The organism is Mycoplasma suis str. Illinois (assembly GCF_000179035.2).
Classification (GTDB): Bacteria; Bacillota_I; Bacilli_A; order Mycoplasmatales; family Mycoplasmoidaceae; genus Eperythrozoon_A; species Eperythrozoon_A suis.
Genome location: NC_015155.1, coordinates 363,032 through 387,562, shown reverse-complemented (window position 1 = coordinate 387,562; position 24,531 = coordinate 363,032). Strand labels below are relative to the sequence as shown.

The window sequence follows — 24,531 nt, the reverse complement described above, 5'->3', positions numbered from 1 at the left end:
ATACTAAACCCTATAGTATGCAAAAGCTTTATTGCTTTCAGCAGTCTTAATAACTTCTATCTTTCTCTTAATTGAAAGACCTGTATTGTTTGATGCATCTATGATTTCAGCACATAGTGCATCAACAATAGTTCTTTCTTCTCTCTTTCTACTGTACTTAATTAATCATCTAAGAGCTAATGTTTCTCTTCTTTCAGGAGTTGATTCAACAGGTACTTGATAGTTAGATCCTCTAACTTTTCTAGTTTTTAATTCAATGCTTGGAGCTACATTTTTCAAAGCTAGCATAAAAACATTCATAGCAGGTTTTCCTGTCTTTTGTTCTATCTTTTCGAAAGCTCCATAAATAATTCTTCTAGCTAATTGCTTCTTACCATCTCACATAATTACATTTATAGCTTTTGACACAACAGTAGAGTTGTACTTTGTGTCAGGAAGTAGTCTTCTCTTCTTTAGTTTTCTCTTTTTTCTCATTTTCCCTTAACTAAGCTTTCTTCTCTCTTTTAACTCCATATTTAGATCTTGACTTTTTTCGTTTTTCAACTGGAGCTGTGTCTAATTTTCCTCTAACGATGTGATATTTAACACCAGGTAGATCCTTAACTCTTCCTCCTCTAATCATTACTACGTGGTGTTCTTGTAAGTTATGTCCCTCTCCGGGGATATAAGCTAATATTTCGTGATTATTTGAAACTCTAACTTTAGCAAACTTTCTAAGAGCTGAGTTAGGTTTCTTAGGTGTCATAGTTGACACCTTTAGACACACAGCTCTTTTAAAAGGATTTGATCTCTTAATAGGTTTTTTCTTAAGTGAATTTCAGCTTTCTTGCAAAGCTTGAGACTTGGACTTTTTCTTTTTCCGTTGTCTCCCGTGTTTGGCTAGTTGTGTAAGTGTTGGAATACTGTTTTGCTCTTTACTTAATAAACACTAATAAAACTCTACTCACTATTAATTATTAATATAAGTTAAAACAATATTCTGAAACAAACACAACAATCTATTTAGATTTAAAGATAATTTATTTAATAATTAAAAGAATAACCGAAAAAAATTTTAGATTTTAAATTATCTTTAGGCATTATTTTTTACCTATTAATTATTAGCTAAATTTCTCTATATTTATTAATAATTAATAGGATAAAAGAACAATTAGTTTTCTCTGAAAAGTATTTTTACCCAGCACTATTGGGGCTGCAGGGCTAGGAACTTTTAGTGCTGTTGTTTGATTTCCAGAAGTTAAAAAAATAGAAGAGGAAAAGAAAAAAGAAGAATGTCAAAAAAATCAAACAGGAACTAATAGTAATGAAGCTTCTGGAAGTAGCTCTAGTTCACAATCTACTGGACAACAACAATGTCCACCTGCAGAAGCCAAATAACAACTAAAAAGATTTAATGGAACACAAAGATTGTGTTTTTTGCCAAATATCTTCAGGACTAGAAACTAATAGCAAAATACTTAAAAGGGGCGAAAAAGTATTTTTACTTCCAGATATTAATCCTGTAAGTAGAGGTCATGCTCTTGTAATCACTAGAGAGCATTACCAAGATCTTTCTTCATCTTCTGATGAAGCTCTTCAGGAAGCAATAATTTTCGCTAAAGATTATGCAAACTCTTTGAAAGAAAAGTTTCCGGAAATAAAGGGATTTAATTACATATCTAATCAGGGAGCTGAAGCTAAACAAGTAGTATTCCATTTTCACCTACACGTAATACCTAGGTGATAGTAGTCTTAAAAATTTATTAACATTCGAGATAGATAGCAATTTTACGTACTTTTAGGTTAGTTTTACTTCTTGAAAAGACCTTTTTCTACTAACTTAAAAAGTTCCAATAAAGTTACTGTTTTGAACAGCTGGAACAGTAACTCTATCAGTATCAATATGTATTCTTTTTATTGGAGTAATTCTTTATTATCTTTTTGTTAACTATTTACCTAAGGTAAAAGAAAGAGCAAAGATAAGTAAAGAATTAAAAGAAATTAATAGGTAAGAAGACTAAGAGTTACTTTTTATAGATAATGTCAGACAGTAGCAAGAAAAAAGAGGGAAAAGTGGAAGTAACTCTTAGTATGGACAAAAGTCTATACGATAGTATTGTTAAGCAATTTGAATTGCTAAAGGATAAGAGGATGGATGGATTCCCGCAAGTAGAAACAATAGAGGAATTTATATTGTTCTACTTGAAATGATTAGCTAGTGAAAATGATCAAATGAAAGTTATTGAAACTAAGGTGAATGACATTCTTGAAACTCTAAAAGATAAGGGAATAGATCTTATGAGTGAATTCAACTTTAATAGTGAAGATTTTGCTAAATCTATGAAATCATCTAAAGAAGAAACAGAAGAAAAAGAAGAAGAAAACTCTAAGGAGCCAGTAGTCAAAAAAAAGAGTTAATTAGATAGTTCTTTTACAAGTAAATCGGAATTCTATTCCGAATTTACTGACAATCTCAAGATTCGTTCTTGGTTTTCTGTCAGTTCTTTTTTATGCAATTTCCATTTGTACTGAACTAAATGGGGGTCAAGAAACTTCTCTTCTTTTTAGTAAACCCTTATTTACATTAGGGTTTATAACTCTCATTGTTTCATTAGTCACTGACTATTTTGATGGTCATTTAGCAAGAAAATGGAATTGCACTTCCAATTTCGGAAAACTCTATGATCCTCTAGCAGACAAGCTGATAGTATCAGCTTTTCTAATTCTTTTTGCTTCAAAAAGTTTTATGCACTGAATAATTCCTTTTCTCTCAATAATGAGAGAAATCATCATTGAAGGAGTAAGGTATAAGTTAAAAAAAATATATGTTATATTGCAAGCAAGTAATACAGCTAAATATAAGACTGCTATTCAATTCATAGCAGTCATTCTTACTTACTTATTTTTCTCTTATAGAAGTGAATGGGGAAACATTTTGTTTCTACCATCACTTCTATTTAGCTTTCACTCTCTAGCTAAATATTTGCAAGTATATTGAAAATACTATTAGCTTTTAACTCTACGACAGAATACGTTAATTACGCCATTCTGGCGTGTGTAGTACTTATTCTTTTTCTAGTATTTTGGTATGTATCTAACGAAAAAGTTTGATTTAGCAAATACACTTGAAAAATATTCAGACGAAAAAATATTTCTCAAACTGAATTCGATAACTTTATAGGAAAATTTGGAGATGTACTTATTAAGTTCTCACGTAAAAAAATAGGAGCACTTATAGTTATTGAGAAATATCAGAATCTTCAAAAGTACATCAATTTAGGATATGCAATTCACTCAAGATTTTTTCCCGACTTCCTATATAACGTATTCCTTAATAAGGAATCCTCAATGCACGATGGAGGAGTAATAATGAGAGGAATAGATATAAAATCAGTTTCCTCTTATTTTCCTATTACTTCTGCTAAAAATACTCCCAATGAATATGGTTCTAGACATAGAGCTGCAATGGGAATAACAGGAAGAACTGATGCAATAGTTTTCCTAGTATCTGAAAGTAGTGGGAAAATTATGTTTTCCCAAGGCGGAGAAATTCATTCCCTAAATAGAAACAATAAACAACTTTTAGTTAAAAAAATAGAAGAATTGTTATCCTTCTATATAAAGTAACATGTAGATTTAGACTTAATTTTTCTCTTTAAAATTTTTTAAAGAGAAAAAATCTAGTCATAGTAGATTTGGATAGGCGTCTTACATGAACATGAACAGCAGAGAAATTTTCCTTCCTTCTAGATCTAAGAATGATCGACTTTGCAATAAATTATTTGTAAAGCTTTCTAAAGCTTACGAATACAAAAATTATGGAGCTATCAAAAGCCTTCTTGGTTACTATTCCATCCCTGTCTTAGTTAAAGCTTTAGAAAATCTTTCTAACTACGAACTAATAAATATTGCTTTCCTAACTGTAGAGCAAGATAGAATGAGAGATCTTTTTCTCTCATTCTCAGATAACTACAAGTTAGGAATATTAAATACTATGAGACCTATAGTACTTTCTAAACTACTTGCTCAGTTACAAGCTGACCAAGTTGTTGAATTACTTTCTATGGTTGACAGTAATCTTTCTAAAAAAATTATTTACTTAGCTTCTCCAGAATTACGTAAGAATGTAAGTATTATTAGTAATTTCTCCCACTCACAAGTGGGAAGCATCATGAATACTAGCATTCTTACTATTCAAGCTAACTTAAAAATCTCGCAAGCTCTTACTTATATAAGAAAGAGAAGACATAAGTTAGATATAGAAAATGAACTATTTGTAGTTAATCTAAGTAAAGAAGTTGTAGGGATGATAACCCTACAAGATCTTTTCTTTAGTCCTAATAATTCCCTGACAGTTCAGGAAATTATGGAAAAGGACTACATAACATTTAGAGCTACTGATCAAATAGGAGAAATAGTAGATGCTTTCCAAAAGTATCCTATTTCTTCTATTGCAGTTCTAAATGAAAGAAATCAAATACTAGGGGTAGTAAATAATAAAGACATTCTTCCAGAAATTGTGGAAGAAAACATGGAAGATGTTTACAAATTCTATGGAATTGTTAACCTTACTCACTCTTATATGAAATCAACAACTTGGGAAGTTGTTAGATCTAGACTATTCTGACTAGTTATATTGTTGTTCGCAACAACATTAACTACTCTAATAATTGACAAGTTTGAAGACTTAGGGTTTAAGTGAACAATGGGGATATCTTCAGCAATTTTGGTTCCCATGATTCCACTTATTACAGATATGTGTGGGAATTCTGGGAGCCAAACAGCTGCCTCCATTATTCAATCTTTCGCTAGTGATGAACTTAAGGGGAAAGATTTCCTTCATGTTTTGAAAAAAGAATTAAAAATCTCTTTAGTTGTTGGGGGAATTGTTTCGCTAGTTAACTTTGCTAGATTATCTATTTATTATTGGTTTTTTCCGATATCAACAGGAAAATTAAATTTTTTAGATGCAAAATTACATTCAAAAGTTGATATAGGAAGTTTTTTGCACTTTGCTTACACTCAATATGTTCAACCTCTAGTTAAATTCTTCGGAAACACAGAGAATACTGGAAATACAGAGTGAATGGGAATTATTGGCTCATTAGTTTCCTCTCTTTCTCTATTCTTTGTAATTATTCTCTCTAAACTTTTAGGTGTTGTAATACCTTATATTGCTCATAAATTTAAAAGAGATCCTGCAGCCCTTACTACTCCAGTATTAACAACAATACTGGATGCAATAGGTACTCTTATATTCTTTTCTATAGGAGTAGGAGTAATATACCTAAGTATGAATAGTTTGCTTCCAAACTATGCATTATCTTCTGTCTCTAGATAAGTTAATTAACTTTTTAGTCCAATAATGTCTTCTCTTTTCTCTATTTTGTTTCCAAAACTATCTAGATATCACTTCAAAGAAAATAGAGAGAATGTTTTAGAAGAATTAAAGGCTAGAGAGCTAGAGTTAAAAAATAGCTGGCTAACTAAATCAGATGGGTACCAACTGATTTGCAATCATCCAACTGATTTATCATCCAAAGATTTGAACTCTCTTTGGACAAAAAATCTATTTAAAAATATTGGAATATTTTTCTGTACAGGAGGTCTTTATTTCTTTTTTTACGTTTGAAAGAAAAGAAAAGAATATAGTTATCTATCAACACTAAGACAACTTAGTGAGATAGATGAGAGAAAAAGAGAAATACAAAATGCTAAAAACTATTTCCAAAAAATAGAAGATAGTGAAAAATCTTTCAGGGAAAGTAAAGAAAGAGAGTTAGATAATTGATCAGAAAGAATTATTTCTTACTCTCTTTCTACTATTCCATATAGTCAATATGAAATAGAGAGAAATAGGAAAAAAGATCCCTATATTAAATTCCTACACATTTATGCTTTTGTTATCTCACTAGTTCTTACTTGTGGAACTATTATTTTCTATATCCTTTATAGAAAATACAAGGATCCAAGATATAAATTCTTGGAAAGTTCCATCACAAAACATGTAATAGAAAAAACTAAGTTTGAATCAATTCTTCAGGAATTGGTTCAAAAGAAATATGGTTTTGATGTTTTAGATAACTTATCTTATTGCTACTCCAAAACTCTTGGAGATATAGCGACTGAATCACACATTAGAACTAAGTTTTATTCTTATTCTGTTCTAAAAGTTCTATTCTTTTTATTTATGACAGCAATAAGTGCTGGAATATTCCCTCTTTATTGCTATTGACTATCTACTAGAGATAAATTGAATAGCAAAAAAGACTTCTATAAGTGATGACTTAATAGAAGAAAAAAAGAAAGAGAGATTGTCACTCCACTTAAGTTATTCAAAAAGAAGTGATGAGGTAAAGGGTGTCTTTACTTCAAAAAAGTTTGACTTGACTGATATTTTTCTACTTTTGTCGCTCAATTAACTAATAGAGCAATTACATCAAACTTTTTTAAACCTAAAACTAAGTTAAAGAACCTTAACTGAACACTAATGTGAATGTTTACTTCTCCACTTTCTAAGTGGATAGTTAACTTAGTTCTTTTAATAGCTACATATACTTTCTTATTGCTGTGAAGCCTTTCAGCAAGTTTTGCGATTGTTTCTCCTTTCTTCTTCCTATTAGTATTTTTTGGAAGTGCTTTCCTTCTTCTACTTGGATATCACATCTCCCTAATCATTTAGGTTTTTCAATTTAGGAATTTGAAAAACTCTTACACTACTAGCTAATTAGGAAAGTAGTAGGTAATTTCTCCCTCTCCTCTTTGGGGAGAAATTATTTACTTAAGGGATTTAGTTCCCTTAATTTTGTTTTCATTTTTTCTTTTCTTGCTTTTTTCATTTCATTTATTTTTTATAAAGCTGTTGTGGCCGTTCAGGACAAAAGCTTTAATAACTACTTTGCCACATGAAATTTAGAAAACGATCCCCCAGAACTGTCTATTTGACCTCCCCTAATATACACACTTATAGTTGTGTTTATTTCCATATTTTTGACTCACTTCACTTCTATAAGACTTGCAAAATATGTCTGTCGAATGAGAAGTGAAGTGAAAAAAATAATTATTCTTTCCCTAAAAATTCTTTCAGTTATTCCTTCTTTTGTTACTGCTTTTGTACTTTCAGAAGCAATAACACCAGTATTTTTTGGAATTAATGGTGTTATTGCTGGCGCAAGAGTTGCAGTACTCTTCATTATTCTCACATTCTTCTGTACTGCACTCCCTATATTCTTCCTTAACTACATCAATTGATTTGAATCAAGTGAAATGAAAACACTTAACTCTAACTTACTTTCACTTGGACTTAATGCCAAGTGAAGAGAAAAACTTTATTCTAAAGTATCTAGAAGAGTTATTTTTTAAGTTGAGCTGTAACTCTCGTTAAAGCTCTTGGGGAAAGTGTAGCTTTAAGCTTTTTCTGTTCAAGCTCTAACTTTACTAAGCCATTTTCTGGCTTAGGACACTTCCTAAGCTCTAATTCTCATACTATCTCTAGTATGATTTCTTCCTTTTATTTTGCAGAATCAGGAGGAGAAGCTAATAGACAAGCTATGTTTGTCTATGGAGCTCCACTAGTATTAATAGCTTTCCTACTCAATTATTTCCTTATTAAGAAAAGTGTTTCTACAAAACACAAACGTAATTGAGTAGAAAGATATTTTTCAAGAATCAAAAACAACCTTAATTCTTGTGTAGAGAGAAAAAAGTTCAAAAAACCTGTTCTTTACTACTATAGATATATTTCGCTGCGCTTTCACAGCGAAAACTGGATAAAAAAAGAATCTAGTAAAGAAAAATTTAGAAAGTGAAAGGAAAATATCATTTCCTTTCTAATTCTTTCAATTTTTGCTGCAATAATACTAACAATACTTATTAGAGGTAAGTATTTCATATTCGGAAATATTCTTAAGGGATATCTAAAAAGTTATTCTGCAGAAGGACTAGGAATCCCTCTTTGAAATACTATTCTTCTTTTATTTTTTGCAGTTACTTGATCTCTTCCTGTATGTTTCTTCTCTGCACTATTTGCTAGTGCATATCTTTATAGATGAAGAAGACTAAAGTATATTCTCTCTAGCTTTATTTCTGGCTGCGGGACAGTTCCACCTATGCTTTGAGCTATGTTCTCAATGTTTCTATTTATAGATCAAATGAAGTTAAGTATGGGAAGAGTGTCAATCTTCGCAGGAGTAATGTCACTCTTCATACTTAACTTACCTTTCTTATTTAGTAAGTTCTTTAATTTATTTGAGAACTACTTAAAGAAGTACTCAAATACTTTCCTTTCTCTTGGATTACATCCCTACAACATTATGTTTTTAGTAATCCAAGATGGAATAAAGAGAATGAAACTATCAATTTCAGACTCTATAACAAGACTTAATGGAGAAAGTGGTCTTCTCTTTTTGACTGCGGGAGCATCTAAGTCAAATAGACTTACTTGATGAGGTCATGGACAAACACTAACTACAAAGATTTTTGCCTCAAAACTTAAGTACAACATACTTGAGGCAAAATCAGTTATGTATGAATCACTAGTTCTACTAGTGTTTGTTTCACTCTTTATATTCTCTATCTTTAATGGAATGTGAGCTGGAGTTCTCACTTTCTTGAAAAACTTTTTCAAGAAAATTTACTATAGGTTATATTTGAAAGCTTGTTCTGGAGGAATATTCTCTCTTTCAAATCTTTTATCTAATTTCTCTTAGATAAAAGAGGGAAAAGAAAGGATTCTCCTGTTATGGGATTTCTTAACTTTCTAAAAAGTCGAAAAGAAGAGAGAGAAGATTCTAAAAAGAATCTCTTCTCTTCTACTCAGGAAGAAGATTTTCTATTTTTTCAAGACTTTACTCTCCTAAGTGAAGAAGGTAAAAGGTCTTCCAAAAAGAATAAAGTTCTTTTACGAGACATAAATCTAAGTTTTGAGAAAAACAAGATTTATGCAATAATAGGACCTTCTGGAGCTGGAAAATCCCTCTTATTGTCTTCAATGACTAAGGGGATTTTCGAGTCAGAAGTAATTAAAAAATATCTCTGAAAGGGAAAAATAATTTATAGAGGAACTGATATTCTCAGTTCCTCTTTTCCTATGGAATTACTTAGAAAAAAAATAGGTTGAATTAGGCAAACACCTACTTTACTTCCACTAACTATAAGGGAAAATATATTATTCGCCCTTAGAGCTAGGGGGCTTCATAATCCCAACTTACTAGAAAAAATGCTTCAAGAAATTCTCATAAAGTGTGGTTTATGAGAAGAGCTAAAAGATAGGCTCGATACTTTACCAATGCATACTCTTTCTGTTGGGCAAGCACAGAGATTATGCATTGCTAGGGCTCTAATATTAGAGCCCGAATTACTTCTTTTAGATGAACCTACTAGCGCTTTAGATCCAGCCTCTACAGCTAAAATTGAGCAACTAATATTAAAGCTTTCTAGAAGAATGACAATAATAATAGTGTCACACTCACTTTCCCAGGTGAAGCATGTTGCTGATTCAACAATTTTTCTAAAAAATGGAAAAATTGTTGAATCAGGAGAAACTCAAACATTATTTACTTCTCCCAAAACTAAAGATCTAGAAGACTTCATACTAAGCAAATACTAGATATTTCCTATCTAGTAATGAGATAGGCTAACTTATGAGCCTTTCTTATTCTTTCGGATCTGAAAGCAATCTTCTAAGTAAGAGGCAATTATTCATATTGTCTCTTTCTTCAATGATTGGTATAGGAGTCTTTATAAAGTCAAAGACTCTAAATGAATTATCTAGTTTTAATTTCCAACCTTTAATTGCTCTCTTTGTTTTTTCCGCAATTCTCATTTCTTCAATGATTTTCCTATTCACAAAACTAATTAATAAATATTCCTCAACTGGAAGAAGTTTTATTGAGTGAGTTGAGGGATATTGTGGAAAAAACTTTACTGAGTGATCGGTAAGGTTTACTAAAGATTTTGCCCATCCATTGGGCATAATCACTACTGCTATTTATCTAATTAAGTGAATAGCTGGAGCTAATTTTCTGTGAGTATGAGAAAGTGCACTTATATCATTACTGGCTGCGACAGTAATGATAAGCCTAAACACTTTCTCTTTTAAAGTCTCTGAAAAATTTCAGAGAGCTCTTTTCTTTAGTATTATTATTTCCCTTATTTTTGTATTTATATGTGGAATAATTTCTATTGTTTCGGGAAATAACTCCCAAAATGGAAAACAACTTGAACCTCAAAGTAGATTGGAAGGCTTTAATTCTCTGGGAGGTTGAACAATTCTATTGTCAGGACTTCCTTCCATCTTCTTTATGTATGATGGTTTCTATTCTGTTCTTTCCCTGAAAGAACAATCTAAATCTAAGACATCTTTTACAAAGATTATCTTGTATTCTCTGTATACCATTACAGCTATTTACCTATTAATAATTACTATCACCCTATTTGGTGATAAAAATAGGGGTGATTTCCAAAATTTCAGTGTATTTTCAGGAGATAAAAACTGAAAAGATGTACTAACAATACTTATATTCCTAACTTTTGCTTCTAGCTTAAATATTGCTTGTATGTGTAGTCAGAATCAATTGATTCAACTACACTACAAATATGATTTCAAGGACATCAATAAAAAAATTAGAAAGAGACTTCTAAATAGAGGTGAAAATTTGAAAAATTTTCACTTAGAAGTCAAATTAAGTAGTTGATGTCACATTATCAAGAAAATGATTTTTTATTCTCTTTTAATTGCATTAGTAGCACAAATGTACTACTGATGCATAAGAAATACAAATATATTCTGAGATATAAATGATATGCTAGCTGAGCTAGTATCTCTATTTATATTCTTTATGCTTGCAGTAGTTATTTGGAAAGCGAAAGAACAAAGTGATGTAAAGCTACATAAAGCTTTACATTATTTAGTATCCTATAGCATATTTGCTGCTATAGCATACTATGTAGTAAATACTGCTATAGATTTCTATTGAAATGTAACTTTCCTATCATGATTGAAGATGGTATTGTTTGCTGGTATGGTATTTATACCAGCAAAACCATATTTGAAAACACATGGTGGAGAAAATAAGAGTTGAGAGAAAGTAAGTCAATTCAGAAAAGATAATCCTTTAGCTCAAAAATTTAATTTGACTACTTTCTCTCAATAAAATCTAAGTTATATAAATAATTAGTTAAAAATATGTCTTATCAACCAAGAAGACCTTTAGATTCAGCTAGAAAAAGAATGGTAACTAGACAACAATGTTCTGACCTTATTTCATATGGTCAGATCACTACTAGATTAAGTTTTGCTAGAACAACTCAAAGATACTTTGAAAAACTTATTACTCTTTCTAAAACAAATGATCTTGTTTCAAAAAGAAAAGCTTATTCAATTGTTTTGAGAACTTCAAAACATACAAGACAAGAATTGGTCCAAAAACTATTTGAAGAATTAGGAAAGAAATATCAAAACAGAAAAGGAGGTTATACAAGACTTTTGAAAACTCCAAAAGGCTTTTTAGTTCAACTAGTTTAGTTTTTTAAAACTACTTTTCCCTTAACGGGAAAAAGAGAAAAATATATAAAAACAGATTTACTTATATTCTTTTAGAGCGAAAAGTTATTGATTCTTCAAAAGAGATATTATTTAGAATCCTTCCTTTAGTTTTTTAAAAACAAAAGCTTTAAGTAAGTAAGGGAAGGGAATTATTCCCTTCTTTCTAAGAAAAAACTAAAAATTAAAAACTTTTTAATTTAGTGGTGCAGTGAAAAGAAAAATGAAGAAAAAGGAAAAAAGGAATTTAGTTAAATGACTTTTAAAAAACTTAATAAAAGTGTTTGGTTATTTACTAAGTGCTCACTTAGGTTTTAAAAATGAATAATTTGCAAACTAGAAAAAATAAAAATAACTTAAAAAATCGAAACGTTCCGACTAAAAACCAAACACCTGACGTCAAAGAAAGCAATTAAAAAACAATTTAAAAAAAATTGCTTTCATAAAAATTTTATTGGGTTATAAAAAATAACAAAAAGAGGGGATAAACCCCTCTTTTCTATTTAGTTAAGAATTAAAGACCGAAGTCTCCTAGTATTTGAAGAATTGAATTTGAAAGTTCCTCCTCATCTTCTCCTTCAATTTTGAAAGTAACTTTTGAACCTCCAGTAACTCCAAGAGACATTAAGTTAATAATTGACTTAGCATTAGCTGTCTTTCCATCAAATTCCAAAATAATTTTGGATTTGAATTTAGAAAGAGCTTGAACTAATTTAGATGCAGGTCTTGCGTGAATTCCTACAGGATCTTGAATAGTGTATTCTACTATCTTCATTATCTAACTAAACTAGTAATTATTTTAGTATAAAAAAGAAGATTAATAGAATCTTCTTTTCATATCTGCTCTCTTTTTCTTTTCCTTTCTCTTAAGAGCTGGTCTTAAGTAGTAAGTGTATCTCATAGCTGTTCTCTTAACATCTACTGACAATCTCTTAAATTCAACAAGAGCTTGTTCAATACCTTGATCTTTTACCTTTATTACTGGCATATAACTATTTCTTTCCCTTTTCTCTTATATCCTTAGGCTTTAATCTTTTTAATTTTATTGGTAATTCTTCAGGATTTCTCAAGTAAGAAAGATAAGCTCTTCTAGATCTTCCTTCTCTTACTTTTTCTATTTTCTGAACTAATGGAGAGTGAATAAAGTAAGACTTTTCTACTCAGTGATTCTTTAGTTTTTCTCTTAGAAGAATATTTTCTCCTAGTAGGGTTCCCTTCTTTCTTAAAAGAATTCCACTAAATTTTTGAATTCTTTCCTTTTTCTTTTCATCTAGTATTCTTTCGTATACTAGAACAACATCACCAGACTTAATGCTCTTAAATACTTCACTCTTAGCAGAATCTCCCTGAAAGTCATAAAAATATTTTTTTAGATCCAAAAGATTCATATTATTTATTCCCTTTACTTTAATTTTGCACTAAGGAACTCTTCATTCTTTTCAATAATTCTTGAACTTTTCTTTAGTTCAAGACTTTCGAGAGAGCACATAGCGTTAAAAGTAATCTTTTTGAATTCTGCCATTTCAGGCAGAAGTCTAACTAATATTCTTTTGAGTGCATTTTGAATTTCACATCCCAACATAATGTAGTGATATAGTAAATCTCTATTTATTGATAACATATCACGTGCTGCACAGTAATATCCTATCTCTTTTTTTAAAGTGAGTATATTGTCCATATATTTGCGCTGTTCATCTATATTAAAAGCTCTTACTTTTTCTGGCAGCGGAAAAGCTGCCGGAGATCAAGAAGCTTTTAAGTCTGCAAGACTATCAATTCCTCCTTCTTCATATGTAACGTAAATGGGAAAACATTCTTTTCCATCTCACTTCAGATCAGATGGGATGGCAGAAATAGAAAGTTTCAACTTTCTTTTTTCTTTCTACTTGTGAGAAAGCTTGGACTGAGACTTTATAAGTGACAATAGGTTTTTAGTTGGTTGAGCTCCCTTAGAAAGGAATTCATTGTAAAGAGTCATATCTAGTTGGAAGTGATCTCTTCTAGGAATATAAAAGCCTAAATTATCTAATTCTGCTGAATCTCTACTTCTTCTAGCATCTACAGCAACAATTCTGTAAATAGGATAATGCTTTTTTCCCATCTTCTTAAGTCTTATTCTTACCATACTTTAGAACTTAGGGAGAGAAGGTTCTTTAAAAGAATGTAAAACAAATAAATCTGATGCATTTGTTTCTCACTCCTTTAAAAGTGATTCATCAAATTTAAAGGAAGTTTCTCCCTTCAAACTTTCTATTTTTCATGACTCATATACTTTTAGATTAGCATCTTTGGAATTGGAAAATAGTGGAAGAATATCCAATCTACGATTTAAGAATGAATGCAAATTCTTCATTGCTGAAATCGTAGGAACAGGTTTTGTTTTATGTCTTATTTCTTCTGGGTGAACTAACTTATAGTTTAGCTTAGAGGAAGGGTGAATAAATACTTGAGTGTTGTATTTTTCAAGAAGTTGTCTGTAATCTCTTTCTAGCAAAGCAAGAAGTGCTTGCTTTATTTGAAATCTCCATTCTCTAAGAGAAATTGGATCTTGAACTGGAATCTCTTTAGAAGGAAGTTCTAAATCTAGCTTTCCTTCTTCTTTAAGTTCAGTTAATAGGGAGTGAACTAATTCCCAATTAACTGGAAGAAGAAATCGCTCTTCTTCCTTGGAAAGAGATATTTTTTCCCAATTTTCATAGAACTCACTTAACGAAAGGAAGCTGCAAGGTAAATTAGTAGCTTTATTAGGTACTTCTTGGAAATAAAACAATCTGTTTTTGTTGAAAACGGAATAAAGTTTTGGAGTAACTAAAACTCCAGTAGAGGTTACTTCTGAAATCGAACCTACTATTAGTAGTTCGAAATTTAAGTTTCTAAAAAAAGAAACAGCTATAAAGGACTAAAGAAAAAACTTACTTAAAGTATCTCTAGAATTTTGATGTAATAGCTTTTCTTTAGTCCTTCTACTTGATAAGTTCCTCCAACAGGTTTTCCCATAATTGTTTTAGCTATAGGAGATTCATTGGAAATTTTCATATTTGCTGGGTCTGCATCAAGACTTCCTAGTATTTCATAAACATATTCTTTATTAGTTAGTGAGTGGAATATTTTTACTTTAGAACCAATTTCAACTACTTTTTCCCCTCTTTCAGAAGAACCTTTCTTGTCAATTAGAGAATAGTTCTTTAATATAGCTTCAATTTCTTGAACTTTTTTTTCAATTTCATGTTGTCTTTGCTTTGCAGAATCATAGTCAGCATTTTCTGACAAGTCGCCTAGACTTCTTGCTTGCTTTAATTCTTCAAGAACTTGAGGTCTTTCAACATTTACTAAATTATCAAGTTGCTTTTGCAACTCTTTTAATTTAGCTTCAGTTATATAGTGTCTTGCCACTTTAATTAACTATTTATTTGCTTATTATTGATTAAACCTTTAAATCAGAATTAAATTTTAAAATAGTTGGACTTTAAAAAAATTAAAAATAAAGCTTTAAGTTTAAGGGCTAAAAGGAGAGAGTTTTATTTCATAACTCTTTTCCCAGTGGATATAACCAACTGGTTAATTCACTCTATAACTCTTAAGTCAATTTATAGAGCTAATATTCTCTTCAAAATAATTAACTTAAGACAAAAGTGAAATCAACAAGTTGATTACACACCATATGGGGGAAGTAGTGGAATGGTAATTTCAGTAGAACCTATATACAACATTTTGAAAGCAAACAACTTATTGGAAAATACTCACATTATTCTCCTCTGCCCTAGAGGAGAAAAATTAACTCAAACTAAATCTAGAGAATTAGAGAGAATTTCAGAAACTAAGAATATTGTCTTTATATGTGGTCACTATGAAGGAATAGATGAAAGAATAAGAAATTTTGTTAGTGAAGCAATCTCCATTGGAGATTACATTATTTCTTCAGGAACTTTAGCAGCCTCTATAGTTCTAGAAAGTGTAGTTAGATTAGTTCCTGATGTTATTTCTGCGGAAAGCTTGCTTTCCGAAAGCTTTAATACTATTGAATCAGATAGTGACTTAGATTTTCCTGTATATGCACCTCCAAAGAACTTTATGGGTTATAAAGTTCCTGATGTGCTTTTCTCAGGAAATCAATCTAAAATAAAACAATTCAGGGAAGAATCTCGAATTAAAAAGAAGAAACCTTAAATATGTTTATGTTGATAAGGGCTTTAATGGCTGTCCCTCGCTGAATTAGAAGAATTTTTTATATTTCCATTGGAGTTGTTGTAGTTGTGGCGATCGTTAAGTACAATGGAGCTTTTTCATCTTCAACTTCAGCTCCGAGTGATAATCAGTAGGTAAAAGTTAAGGAGGGGCTTTCCGCCCCTAACAACACTCTTCTTTTCCTACCTAAAGAAAAAAGGTTAAATATTTTCTCTCCCCCTGAGTGGGGGAAAAGGACTTTTAAAGTCCCTTACTTAACTAAGAATCTGAAGAACTACTTTCTCTGAACTTGTATCCTCTTTCTTCAAGTTTTGCTTGAACTTCCAACAGAGCTTTCTTTCCAAGATTTCTGAATTCAGCCAGTTCGTCAAAACTATAAGCAACTAGCTCAGAAATAGTGTTAATTCCACTATTCTTTAGGATATTGAATGTCCGTTGAGTCAATTCCAAGTCTTCAATTGGAGAAGAAGAGATTGAAGAGTGAACTTCTTCCTTTTCTTTTCTATCAACTTTTTTAGCATAACTATCAAGCTTAAATAGTTCAACATCATGTTCAGCTATCTTGGTGAACATTGAAATCAAAATCTTTGCTGCATACCATACTGCATCAAGAGCCTTAATAGATCCATTAGTTGAAACATTAAGTCTTAGTCTGTCACTAATACCATATTTTGTAGTCTTTTCTTCACTAACTTTTCAATCAACTAGAAGAACAGGTGAGAAAGTAGTGTCGATAGGAATTAGGGAAAGAGTACTTAGTCTTTCTCTATTTTCATTTGAACTTCTGTGACCTCTGTCAACCATACAGTAAAGGTCAATTTCAAGTGAAGTTCCTTCTTCAGTTATTTCACAAAGTTTTAGTTCTGGATTTACAACTTCAACTCCAGCAAAACATTCAATATCTTTTGCTTGAACAACTCCAACTTTGCTCTTTCTAATTTTCAAGAAAGGTCACTTTTCAATTGGAAGATCCTTTAGGTGTTCAAAATCAGCAATTTTTTCATCAACCTTAAGAACTAGCTTCTTAATAGCGATAATAAGTTGAGTAACATCTTCAGCTACTCCCTTAATTGGAGAAAATTCATGTGGTAGTCCTGCAACTCTTATTGCAAATACTGCAGGAGAAGGAATTGAACTTAGAAGAAGTCTTCTAAGAGTGTTTCCAATGGTGTTGCCAAGTCCTCTCTCTAGAGGGTAAAAAACTACTGAAGCAGAAGTTTCAGAAGAATCTACAACTTCTGTTTCAATTGCAAAATTTGTAAATTTATTCAAAAGTGACATAACTAACTATCTAGGTCTCTTACTTGGAGTACATCCATTGTGTGGCAAAGGAGTCTTATCAGCTACTTCAGTAATTTCAAATCCAAGTCCAATTAAAGTTCTAAGAGCGATTTCCTTTCCCTTTCCAATTCCCTTCATATGAATTGCCAATGTACTAACTCCTTTTTCTTTAGCCTCCTTTCCTATTTTAGTAGCAACTAGATTTGCAACATAAGGAGTTGCCTTCTTAGTTCCCTTGTATCCGATGGTTCCAGCACTTTCCGAAAGAACTACGTTTCCTTCTAGATCGGAAAGAGAAATGATTGTGTTATTGATAGAAGTAGTTACGTGCATTATTCCGCTTGAGAAAGAAAATTTATTTTTCTTTGACTTAGGTTTTTCTTTTCCAACTGACATTTATTTAACAGCCAATTAAATTTTACTATTTCTTACCTTCAATCTTCTTATTTGCAACAGTTTTTCTAGGACCTTTTCTTGTTCTAGCGTTAGTTCTTGTTCTTTGTCCATGTACTGGTAAATTTCTTCTATGTCTCAATCCAACATAAGAAGCAATCTCCTTTAAGTTAGTCAAATCATCACTAATTTTCTTTCTTAAATCCCCTTCCAGAAGTAATCTATCCTTGAAGAAACTAGACACTTCAGGCACTTCCTCTTGAATTGACTGAAGTTTAACTATGGCTTGAGATAGAGAAGCTAACTCCTCGGAGGACAAACTATAGACTCTTTTTTTCATATAGACTTCTAGTTTTGACTTCTCTGCTTCAGTCAATTTATTTTCAGAAATTACCTTATTCAGTACCCAGTACTGAATAATCTTCTTGGAAGTAGTTAATCCAATTCCATATATTTTTGTAAGAGCTACAAATAGCTCTTTCTTATCTGGAAGAATTACACCTAATATTCTTGCCATCTAACTAACCTTGTCTTTGCTTATGCTTAGCTATCTTACAAATAACTCTTATTCTGTTTTTTCTTCTAACTACTTTACAGTGTTCACAAATTTTTTTAACTGATGCTCTTACTTTCATATATTTCTACTCTCTACTATTTAAATTTAACTATTTTTATTATCTTCTTTATGTTCTTATTACACATTAATACTAGAACTTGGACTCCGGGTTCTAGACTAAAGTCACTAAGTAAACTCTTTAATCTGAGTCGCAGCGATAGCTTGCAACTATGAGGAAGATAATAGAGTTCTCGATTTCCGTCATAGTATCCTAAATTAACAGAGTATTTTTTATTATCTTCTCCTTCTGAAGAAAGGACTATTCCCTTTCTCCACAGAATCCATCTATGATCTATCTTTTGACACAAAAGATATCAAGTAGAAGGAAGTGTTTTAGATCTCTTTATCTCTGCTATTGTAGCTAGAAAAGCGATGGATAGCAGAGATACTGTAATAATCCATGCTATTGGCTCCATTTTTTAGTTAACTTCTAGTCTATTTAGTCTAGAAGTTCTACTACAATACCAACTCCATTTAAAGCTCTTCCCTTAAGAACATTTTCTGAATTTAACTTGCACTTAAATTTCACTTTTTTACCTATTTCTAGAAAGGAATTTCCCTCTTCCTTTCTAGAAATTTTTCTAAATTGTCTTCTAAGTTTTCAGGAAAGAACACATTGAAATACAAATGGATGAATGTTTTTACATTCAATTGATATGTATTTACTTCCAATAATTTCTTCTTTTATTTCACCTTCTAGGTAATCAGCTAGACTTCACTTAGACTTAAGTTTCTCATAGAAACTTAATTCCTTATCTCCTGTATTAGTCATTTTTATAAAAGAATAAAAAACTTAGTTTAAAGAAAGTATATCCCTCTTTTTAGAGGGAAAAAATCCTCTATCTAACTTTTATTCTTTCTATTATCTTTCCCTTTGAGAGATCATAAGGATCAATTTCCACAATAACTGGATCTCCCTCAAGAATGTATGAACTATACTTCTTGAGCTTTTTAGCTAAGTGACAATCCATTACTTTTTTATTTGAAAGTTCCACCTTAACATTTTCAGCTGTCACCATCTTAACTACTTTTCCCTCTAAAGAAAACTTTGAACTATCTTTAGACATATACTAAACTCCCTTTATTATCTCTCAGGAAGATCTTAATTCTTCCATTTCTCACTGACTAGCTGTTAATACTTCAACTCCATCTTCGAGTATTAACACTAAGTGCTCATAATGCATTGTTTGTGCATTCTTATTTTTTGCACAAACACTAAAACCATCTTTATCTATTTCTCACTTACCATCTTCCTGTTCTATTATCATAGGCTCTATACATATAGTAGAGCCTGCAGAAAGAATATGACCTTGTTCTTTCTTTAAACCATAATTTGGTATTCTTGGAAAGTCATGCAACGTCTTTCCAATTCCATGTCCTGTAAAGCCATAAAGTATTGAATACTTTTTAGGAAAATAGGTCTTCACGAAAGACTCTATTTTTTCTGCAATATGTCCAGTAGTGCAACCAGCTTTTAATTCACTAATAGACTCATAAAAAGCTGCTTTAGTTAATTGATCAAGATATTTGTAATCTCTTATTTTTGCAGTTAATTCTTTAGATTTTTCACTTTCTCCCGCAGGTTCAAAAAATAGGGAGAAAGCTGAATCTATATTGTAGTCCCTGTACTTAAACCCTAAATCAATAGTTAACTTATCTCCTTCCTTTATTACTTCTTCAGAAGGAGCTCCATGAACTACACAACTATTTAGAGAAGTACAAATTAAATATGGAAACTTTCCAGTTTCCTTAAAAGATGGAAAAAGTCCATATTTTTTAAATTGAACTTCTACTAATTTTTCAACTTGACTTAAAGTCATTCCGGTTTTAACTTCCCTAATTAGGTGGTCTCTAATAGATTGTCAAATGAGACCACCTATTCTCATTATTTGAATTTCATGTTCAGCCTTTGGCTTCACAGTTTCTGGTCTATTTAAGTTAAAAATCATTTCTATTAATTAATTTTGAATATTTGAATAGTTTTTCTGCTCAAACTGAGCAGAATTTAACTTAACTATTCTAAATATTTTTCATTCATCAAATATTGGATTACTGCACAAAACTAGAACTACATCTCCCTCAAATAACTTAATAGGTTTTATCTTATTTCTGATACCTAATCAGAAAGATAATTGACAACTTCTTTTTAAATAATGGTTTGTTCCATTCATATCAGTGTCCCCAACTAAAACAAGATATTTAGTGAAGTAGGGACACTGAGAGAAAATAATAAAACCTTTGCGTCACTGAACTCACCTATGATCTACTTTTTTTACAAAAAAATTTCAAATAAAAGGAGTTGTTCTTGTTATTGAAACTTCAATAATAATTCAAATTAAGAAAGCTGCTGCAAGAGTACTCACAACAATAGCTACTGCTAGCAAAAAAACTAAAAGTTAATTTCTTATTTCAACAATAATTCCAGAATCCTGAAGTGAAAAGTTTTCACAATTTTTTAACTTAAAAATGACTTCTTTGGATTCCAGAGAAAAGGGTTTTATTTTTTCTGGAAATTTTCTAGACAAAAAATAAGACACAATTTTTTTGAGTCTTATTTTTCAAGAAAGAATGCAATAGAAAGTAGAGGGATTTGCAATTTCACACTCAACAATTACAAATTTCTTGTGAACAACTTCTCTAACTATTCCCACTAAATATTCAGGCATTCTTTAAAAGGAAATACTAAATAGATAAGAGAAAATCTCCCTTACGGAGCTTTCTCTTATCTAAAAAGTTCTTTTTCTATTTCTTTTTTAGTTTTCTGCTGAGGGAAAAAAGTTAATTAAAAAAAAATTAGATACCTATTTTTTCGCAGAAAGAAAGATACATTCCCTCAATAGTTAGACTACTGTCAATTGTTATAGTAGTTATATTTTGTGACTTATAGTACTCACAAATAGGTGATGTAAGAGACTTATGTAAATTAAGTCTCTTTTGCATAACTTCTATTTGAGAGTCATCAACTCTCTTAATAAGTTTTGATCCATCTTTTGGACAAATTCCATTAGTTGGAAAATCCTTATTAAGAGCATTAAATATATGCTCATGTTCTTGACATAAGTATCTATTACTTAGTCTTTCTTGAATTTGAATATCACTTAGTCCTTCTAGCGTAACTATTATTAGTTTTTTATCTTTAGATCATCTTTCTAGTTCTTTAGCTTGTCCCATAGTTCTTGGATATCCATCCAAAGTAATAAATAGTTTTTTACTATTATTTTTTTCTATTAGTTCTTGCTGAATTCTTTCTAATTCAGCAATAGCATATTTATTAACTACTTCATCTGCAAGATATCCACCTTTGTTTACATCTTGTAATTTTTCCCCACTATTATCTTCTTGTTCTTTTCTCTGAGCAATTAAAGTTCTAAATATTTTTCCAGCAGAAAGAACGTAAATACCTTTTCGTTCTTTTAATAATTCTGAAAGAGTTCCCTTTCCTGATCCCGGAGGGGCTATAAGAACTATTAAAGTGAACTCTCTAGAACTATCTACCATAGCAAGTAAGGAGATTTACTACTTGTAGATAAATGTAACTTATTCTCCAGAGTAGATAGTTCTAGTTCTTGTTCAGCTTTATATTTGGAAATTATATGTGTAGACAATAGCTCTTCATATATGTTAAGTGCTGTTGATACAAGAAGTAATATTCCTGTTCCTCCAAAAGCAATCTGTGATGGAATTCCCGTTCATAAATTTAATAAATTGGGCATAATTGTTACTAATCCTAAAAAGGGAGCTCCAAACCAATTTATCTTATTAAGAATCATTCTTAAATAGTTATGAGTTTCCTGTCCAATCATAACACCAGGAATGAATTGTGCTTGTTTTTGAAATGATCTACACATTTCTTCTGTATTGAACTGTACTTGACAATACAAGAAAGAAAAAACCACTATTAGAAGGAAATAAATTAGTAGTCCTGTTGGACTACCAAAAGAAACATAATCTCTAATAAATGCATTAAATCCTGGAGAAGAAGATTTAGTTAGTTCTGCAATCCCTATAGGAAAGATCATTACAGAACCAGCAAACACTACTGGCATAATGCCCACAGGCATTATTTTTATAGGTAAATAACCTAACTTCTTTTTATCTAGTATTAGTCCAGCACCTGTTTGCTGAATAGGAATCTTTCTCACAGATCCTGTGATAAAGACCATTAAAGCTATAACCATTACATAGAAGAAAACATATATAAGGAACTTAAATATGTTTATTAATAGCTTCACATTGTGAGCTCCTCCTTCCAATGAAGAAAGATATTGGTAAGAAGAATAGAAGTTTTCAGGAATTGAAGAAATAATTCCTGAAACAATAAGAAGGGAGATACCATTTCCCAATCCTTTCTTAGAAATTAAGTCAGAAAGGAATAGGGAAATATAAGTTCCTGAAACAAATACAAGTACCATTAGTACTTTTTGCATAAAGTACAGTTGACCAAATGTAATAAATGGTTTGCCACCAGTTGTTGAAAGATTTTCAGCAACTTGTTGACCAGCTTTATAAAGAGTCCCATCTCTAGTTGGAGGCTCTCACAAGTGAATGAAGCTAATTCCCTCATTATTTAGGAGGTAAAGAGTACCTAGTGAGGTAATAATTGCAAATGGAAGAGTCAAGAGACGAGTGTAAAGCTCTATTTTGACTCTTCCCATCTCACCAGCTTTCCTTAATTCCGTGAGCTTCTTAATAAGGTCATTAGATAGTATTTGCATAATTATCTGAGCAGTAATGTAGGGAGAAATCCCTACAGAGAAAATACTTGCTCTCTTAAATCCTCCTCCTCCGAATAGGTTTAAAAGTTGAGCTAACCCAGATAAAGAATTTTTTCTAGAAGAATCGACTAGAGGAGCTGTTATATGTGATCCTATTTGGAATAGGAAAAGAATAGCGAAAGTAGCGGAAAGGGAAATAATAGTTCCCCTATTCTTGCTGAAGAATAAAGAGGGGTTTCAAGCCCCTCTTTGTTTTCCTAGAGCTAGTTGAATTTTTTTATTGGGAGGATGACTAACAATCTAATACTTGAGTATCCTCAAGAGTATGTAATTCAACACCATTTTGTTCTGCTCAAGAAATTACTCCCCTAGAGAATAAGTGGGCAGAAATCTTAATACCTTTTAGAGAACAAGAATTTCCAATAATTTTTATTTTTCTATCTCTTCTCTTAATAATTCGAAGCTCTTGCATTGTTAGCATATTGAATTCTTTTACATCTGGAAAGAATTCAAATCTAGCTAATGGAATAGTTCTGATTTTTTCCCTGAAAGCTCTATTGCTGAAACCATATTTACCTATTTTTCTAAATAGGGGCATTTGTCCCCCTTCAAACCCTAGTCTTACTGTACCAGACTTTCTAGCATTTTGCCCCTTAGTACCTCTTGTAGATCTACCTCCAATACCAGAACCAAAACCTCTACCTACTCTTTTTCTTCTCTGACCTCTAGAACCTGGAGAGTAATGAAGTTCGTGTAACTTCATTACCTAACTATTGTCTATATTTTCTGAAATTTGATCTTGAACATTATCTTCTAAATGGAATAATTCATTAAATGTTTTATCTCTTAATTTAGCTATAGTTCTTGGAGATCTTTGAGAAAGTAGAGCATCAAATGTTGCTCTAACCATATTAACAGGATTATTGGCTCCCAAATTCTTTGAATAAAGATCTTTGTAACCAGCCAAAAGAAGTAATTTCTTTACTGGACCACCAGCAATAATTCCAGTACCTTCTTTTGCTGGTTTTAGCAAAATTTTGGAAGCATTGTGTTTTCCCAAATATTCGTGATAGATAGTTCCTTTACTATTCATTGGAACTCTAACAGCTCTTTTAGCTGCTTTCTTAGCAGCTTTACTAAAAGCTGTAGAGTATTCCTTAGACTTACCAATTGCAAAACCTATTTTCCCCTTTTTATTTCCTGCAGCAACTAATACTCATACTCTTCCTTGTCTACCACCTCTAGTAGTCTTAGATACTCTCTTAATCTTTATCACTTTTTCCTCAAATTCACTAATTTGTCAATTAAATGTTTTCTTTTCATCTTCTTTCTTTTGTTCTCCATCTTTTAATTGACTACCAGCAGGTAGATTGGAGTTCTTTCTCTTTACATTAGTTTCTTCTCTTGACTTTTTGTAGTCATAGTAAAAACCTACTTTCTTAAACTCTTGCATACTTACTATATTTTTATTTCATTAGCTAAAAGTATCTCTCTTACTTTTTGAAGTGTTCCTGAGTAAGAATGATATCCTCTGTCCAAACTTAATTTATCTATATTTCTTTCTTTTAGCTTTTCAATTAGAGAAGCTGTAAGCTTCTCAATGTATTCTTCACTACCTTTTTTAATTCTCAATTGCAAAGTTGAACAAGAAAAAAGCATCTTACCTGTAATGTGAGATCTAACTAAAAGATAAAGGTGAAGATTTGTTTTCTTAACTCTAAGAATATATCTTTTACCTTCTTTAGATTTAGCAGAGACACGTTTAGCTCTTCTAAGCTGTCTCTTTTTTATCTCTACAAGACTATCCTTAGACATTAACT

At 31.1% G+C, this 24,531-nt stretch carries 38 protein-coding genes; 13 read left to right on the top strand and 25 right to left on the bottom strand.

The window, feature by feature from the left end:
- Positions 1–3: 3 nt before the first annotated feature.
- The 3 genes from rpsG to MSU_RS02305 form a co-directional block, all read right to left on the bottom strand.
- Positions 4–474: a 30S ribosomal protein S7 gene (rpsG, locus tag MSU_RS02315; protein WP_013609880.1), complete on the bottom strand. Its 471-nt coding sequence runs from the start codon at positions 472–474 to the stop codon at positions 4–6.
- A 10-nt stretch (positions 475–484) separates the two neighbouring features.
- A complete protein-coding gene (gene rpsL, locus MSU_RS02310; protein ID WP_043885159.1) occupies positions 485–901 on the bottom strand; it encodes a 30S ribosomal protein S12 in 417 nt (138 codons plus the stop codon).
- A gap of 229 nt (positions 902–1,130) precedes the next feature.
- Complete coding sequence (locus MSU_RS02305; protein WP_013609879.1) at positions 1,131–1,373, bottom strand: hypothetical protein; 243 nt, start codon at positions 1,371–1,373, stop codon at positions 1,131–1,133.
- A 20-nt stretch (positions 1,374–1,393) separates the two neighbouring features.
- Between MSU_RS02305 and MSU_RS02300 the strand changes: the two genes are divergently transcribed.
- From MSU_RS02300 to rplQ, 11 genes are all read left to right on the top strand, one after another.
- On the top strand, positions 1,394–1,726 hold the full coding sequence (locus MSU_RS02300; RefSeq protein WP_013609878.1) for an HIT family protein: 333 nt from the start codon (positions 1,394–1,396) through the stop codon (positions 1,724–1,726).
- A gap of 293 nt (positions 1,727–2,019) precedes the next feature.
- Positions 2,020–2,397 carry a hypothetical protein gene (locus MSU_RS02295; protein ID WP_013609877.1) on the top strand — a complete coding sequence of 126 codons (378 nt, stop codon included), beginning with the start codon at positions 2,020–2,022 and terminating at the stop codon, positions 2,395–2,397.
- Between the two features lie 4 nt (positions 2,398–2,401).
- The gene (pgsA, locus tag MSU_RS02290) at positions 2,402–2,989 is read left to right on the top strand and encodes a CDP-diacylglycerol--glycerol-3-phosphate 3-phosphatidyltransferase (protein ID WP_334198812.1); all 588 of its coding nucleotides are present in this window, start codon (positions 2,402–2,404) and stop codon (positions 2,987–2,989) included.
- Positions 2,974–3,606 (top strand): diadenylate cyclase CdaM, encoded by a 633-nt coding sequence (gene cdaM / locus MSU_RS02285; protein ID WP_013609100.1) that lies wholly within the window; start codon positions 2,974–2,976, stop codon positions 3,604–3,606. The genes pgsA and cdaM overlap by 16 nt, the downstream gene beginning before the upstream one ends.
- Before the next feature lie 91 nt (positions 3,607–3,697).
- Positions 3,698–5,320 carry a magnesium transporter gene (locus MSU_RS02280; RefSeq protein ID WP_148221868.1) on the top strand — a complete coding sequence of 541 codons (1,623 nt, stop codon included), beginning with the start codon at positions 3,698–3,700 and terminating at the stop codon, positions 5,318–5,320.
- Between the two features lie 24 nt (positions 5,321–5,344).
- Positions 5,345–6,661: a hypothetical protein gene (locus tag MSU_RS02275; RefSeq protein ID WP_013609874.1), complete on the top strand. Its 1,317-nt coding sequence runs from the start codon at positions 5,345–5,347 to the stop codon at positions 6,659–6,661.
- Positions 6,662–6,843: 182 nt separating this feature from the next.
- On the top strand, positions 6,844–7,341 hold the full coding sequence (locus tag MSU_RS02270) for a hypothetical protein (RefSeq protein ID WP_148221842.1): 498 nt from the start codon (positions 6,844–6,846) through the stop codon (positions 7,339–7,341).
- Positions 7,342–7,475: 134 nt separating this feature from the next.
- Positions 7,476–8,687 carry an ABC transporter permease gene (locus tag MSU_RS02265; RefSeq protein WP_013609872.1) on the top strand — a complete coding sequence of 404 codons (1,212 nt, stop codon included), beginning with the start codon at positions 7,476–7,478 and terminating at the stop codon, positions 8,685–8,687.
- 32 nt (positions 8,688–8,719) lie between these two features.
- Entirely contained in the window at positions 8,720–9,586 is an 867-nt protein-coding gene (locus MSU_RS02260; RefSeq protein ID WP_013609871.1) for a phosphate ABC transporter ATP-binding protein, read from the top strand.
- A 34-nt stretch (positions 9,587–9,620) separates the two neighbouring features.
- Positions 9,621–11,132 (top strand): amino acid permease, encoded by a 1,512-nt coding sequence (locus MSU_RS02255; RefSeq protein WP_013609870.1) that lies wholly within the window; start codon positions 9,621–9,623, stop codon positions 11,130–11,132.
- A gap of 32 nt (positions 11,133–11,164) precedes the next feature.
- Positions 11,165–11,503 (top strand): 50S ribosomal protein L17, encoded by a 339-nt coding sequence (gene rplQ / locus MSU_RS02250; RefSeq protein ID WP_013609094.1) that lies wholly within the window; start codon positions 11,165–11,167, stop codon positions 11,501–11,503.
- Positions 11,504–12,035: 532 nt separating this feature from the next.
- Here the strand turns inward: rplQ and MSU_RS02245 are convergent.
- From MSU_RS02245 to greA, 7 genes are all read right to left on the bottom strand, one after another.
- Entirely contained in the window at positions 12,036–12,296 is a 261-nt protein-coding gene (locus MSU_RS02245) for an HPr family phosphocarrier protein (RefSeq protein ID WP_013609869.1), read from the bottom strand.
- 42 nt (positions 12,297–12,338) lie between these two features.
- On the bottom strand, positions 12,339–12,509 hold the full coding sequence (locus tag MSU_RS02240) for a 30S ribosomal protein S21 (RefSeq protein WP_013609868.1): 171 nt from the start codon (positions 12,507–12,509) through the stop codon (positions 12,339–12,341).
- Positions 12,510–12,513: 4 nt separating this feature from the next.
- Positions 12,514–12,909: a 50S ribosomal protein L19 gene (locus MSU_RS02235; RefSeq protein ID WP_013609867.1), complete on the bottom strand. Its 396-nt coding sequence runs from the start codon at positions 12,907–12,909 to the stop codon at positions 12,514–12,516.
- Positions 12,910–12,923: 14 nt separating this feature from the next.
- Positions 12,924–13,388 (bottom strand): hypothetical protein, encoded by a 465-nt coding sequence (locus MSU_RS02230; protein ID WP_013609866.1) that lies wholly within the window; start codon positions 13,386–13,388, stop codon positions 12,924–12,926.
- A 15-nt stretch (positions 13,389–13,403) separates the two neighbouring features.
- Positions 13,404–13,646, bottom strand: a complete 243-nt coding sequence (rpsP, locus tag MSU_RS02225) for a 30S ribosomal protein S16 (protein ID WP_013609089.1) — start codon at positions 13,644–13,646, stop codon at positions 13,404–13,406.
- Between the two features lie 3 nt (positions 13,647–13,649).
- On the bottom strand, positions 13,650–14,291 hold the full coding sequence (locus MSU_RS02220; protein WP_013609088.1) for a hypothetical protein: 642 nt from the start codon (positions 14,289–14,291) through the stop codon (positions 13,650–13,652).
- Positions 14,292–14,437: 146 nt separating this feature from the next.
- On the bottom strand, positions 14,438–14,914 hold the full coding sequence (gene greA, locus MSU_RS02215; RefSeq protein WP_013609865.1) for a transcription elongation factor GreA: 477 nt from the start codon (positions 14,912–14,914) through the stop codon (positions 14,438–14,440).
- 66 nt (positions 14,915–14,980) lie between these two features.
- On the opposite strand from greA, the gene MSU_RS02210 reads away from it, so the two are divergent.
- Both MSU_RS02210 and MSU_RS04915 read left to right on the top strand, forming a co-directional pair.
- Complete coding sequence (locus MSU_RS02210) at positions 14,981–15,688, top strand: RNA methyltransferase (RefSeq protein ID WP_013609086.1); 708 nt, start codon at positions 14,981–14,983, stop codon at positions 15,686–15,688.
- 26 nt (positions 15,689–15,714) lie between these two features.
- The gene (locus MSU_RS04915) at positions 15,715–15,840 is read left to right on the top strand and encodes a hypothetical protein (protein WP_272941025.1); all 126 of its coding nucleotides are present in this window, start codon (positions 15,715–15,717) and stop codon (positions 15,838–15,840) included.
- 124 nt (positions 15,841–15,964) lie between these two features.
- Here MSU_RS04915 and MSU_RS02205 read toward each other — a convergent pair whose 3' ends face one another.
- The 15 genes from MSU_RS02205 to MSU_RS02135 form a co-directional block, all read right to left on the bottom strand.
- On the bottom strand, positions 15,965–16,987 hold the full coding sequence (locus MSU_RS02205) for a DNA-directed RNA polymerase subunit alpha (RefSeq protein WP_013609864.1): 1,023 nt from the start codon (positions 16,985–16,987) through the stop codon (positions 15,965–15,967).
- 6 nt (positions 16,988–16,993) lie between these two features.
- Entirely contained in the window at positions 16,994–17,383 is a 390-nt protein-coding gene (rpsK, locus tag MSU_RS02200) for a 30S ribosomal protein S11 (RefSeq protein WP_013609863.1), read from the bottom strand.
- Positions 17,384–17,408: 25 nt separating this feature from the next.
- Positions 17,409–17,897 (bottom strand): 30S ribosomal protein S13, encoded by a 489-nt coding sequence (gene rpsM / locus MSU_RS02195; protein ID WP_013609862.1) that lies wholly within the window; start codon positions 17,895–17,897, stop codon positions 17,409–17,411.
- A 4-nt stretch (positions 17,898–17,901) separates the two neighbouring features.
- Positions 17,902–18,015: a 50S ribosomal protein L36 gene (gene rpmJ, locus MSU_RS02190; protein WP_013609082.1), complete on the bottom strand. Its 114-nt coding sequence runs from the start codon at positions 18,013–18,015 to the stop codon at positions 17,902–17,904.
- A gap of 16 nt (positions 18,016–18,031) precedes the next feature.
- Positions 18,032–18,412: a hypothetical protein gene (locus MSU_RS02185; RefSeq protein ID WP_013609861.1), complete on the bottom strand. Its 381-nt coding sequence runs from the start codon at positions 18,410–18,412 to the stop codon at positions 18,032–18,034.
- 23 nt (positions 18,413–18,435) lie between these two features.
- Positions 18,436–18,768 (bottom strand): hypothetical protein, encoded by a 333-nt coding sequence (locus MSU_RS02180; protein ID WP_013609860.1) that lies wholly within the window; start codon positions 18,766–18,768, stop codon positions 18,436–18,438.
- A gap of 67 nt (positions 18,769–18,835) precedes the next feature.
- Positions 18,836–19,063 carry a translation initiation factor IF-1 gene (locus MSU_RS02175; RefSeq protein ID WP_013609079.1) on the bottom strand — a complete coding sequence of 76 codons (228 nt, stop codon included), beginning with the start codon at positions 19,061–19,063 and terminating at the stop codon, positions 18,836–18,838.
- A gap of 3 nt (positions 19,064–19,066) precedes the next feature.
- Positions 19,067–19,945, bottom strand: coding sequence for a type I methionyl aminopeptidase (gene map / locus MSU_RS02170; RefSeq protein ID WP_013609859.1), 879 nt, complete (start codon positions 19,943–19,945; stop codon positions 19,067–19,069).
- 9 nt (positions 19,946–19,954) lie between these two features.
- Positions 19,955–20,380: a hypothetical protein gene (locus tag MSU_RS02165; protein WP_013609858.1), complete on the bottom strand. Its 426-nt coding sequence runs from the start codon at positions 20,378–20,380 to the stop codon at positions 19,955–19,957.
- A gap of 12 nt (positions 20,381–20,392) precedes the next feature.
- Entirely contained in the window at positions 20,393–20,662 is a 270-nt protein-coding gene (locus MSU_RS02160) for a hypothetical protein (protein ID WP_013609857.1), read from the bottom strand.
- Between the two features lie 127 nt (positions 20,663–20,789).
- Positions 20,790–21,494, bottom strand: a complete 705-nt coding sequence (locus MSU_RS02155) for an adenylate kinase family protein (protein ID WP_013609856.1) — start codon at positions 21,492–21,494, stop codon at positions 20,790–20,792.
- A complete protein-coding gene (gene secY / locus MSU_RS02150; protein ID WP_408632408.1) occupies positions 21,488–22,909 on the bottom strand; it encodes a preprotein translocase subunit SecY in 1,422 nt (473 codons plus the stop codon). The genes MSU_RS02155 and secY overlap by 7 nt, the downstream gene beginning before the upstream one ends.
- A gap of 94 nt (positions 22,910–23,003) precedes the next feature.
- The gene (gene rplO, locus MSU_RS02145) at positions 23,004–23,474 is read right to left on the bottom strand and encodes a 50S ribosomal protein L15 (protein ID WP_013609073.1); all 471 of its coding nucleotides are present in this window, start codon (positions 23,472–23,474) and stop codon (positions 23,004–23,006) included.
- Positions 23,475–23,477: 3 nt separating this feature from the next.
- Positions 23,478–24,164 (bottom strand): 30S ribosomal protein S5, encoded by a 687-nt coding sequence (gene rpsE, locus MSU_RS02140; protein ID WP_013609072.1) that lies wholly within the window; start codon positions 24,162–24,164, stop codon positions 23,478–23,480.
- A 5-nt stretch (positions 24,165–24,169) separates the two neighbouring features.
- The gene (locus MSU_RS02135; protein ID WP_013609854.1) at positions 24,170–24,526 is read right to left on the bottom strand and encodes a 50S ribosomal protein L18; all 357 of its coding nucleotides are present in this window, start codon (positions 24,524–24,526) and stop codon (positions 24,170–24,172) included.
- Positions 24,527–24,531: the final 5 nt, after the last annotated feature.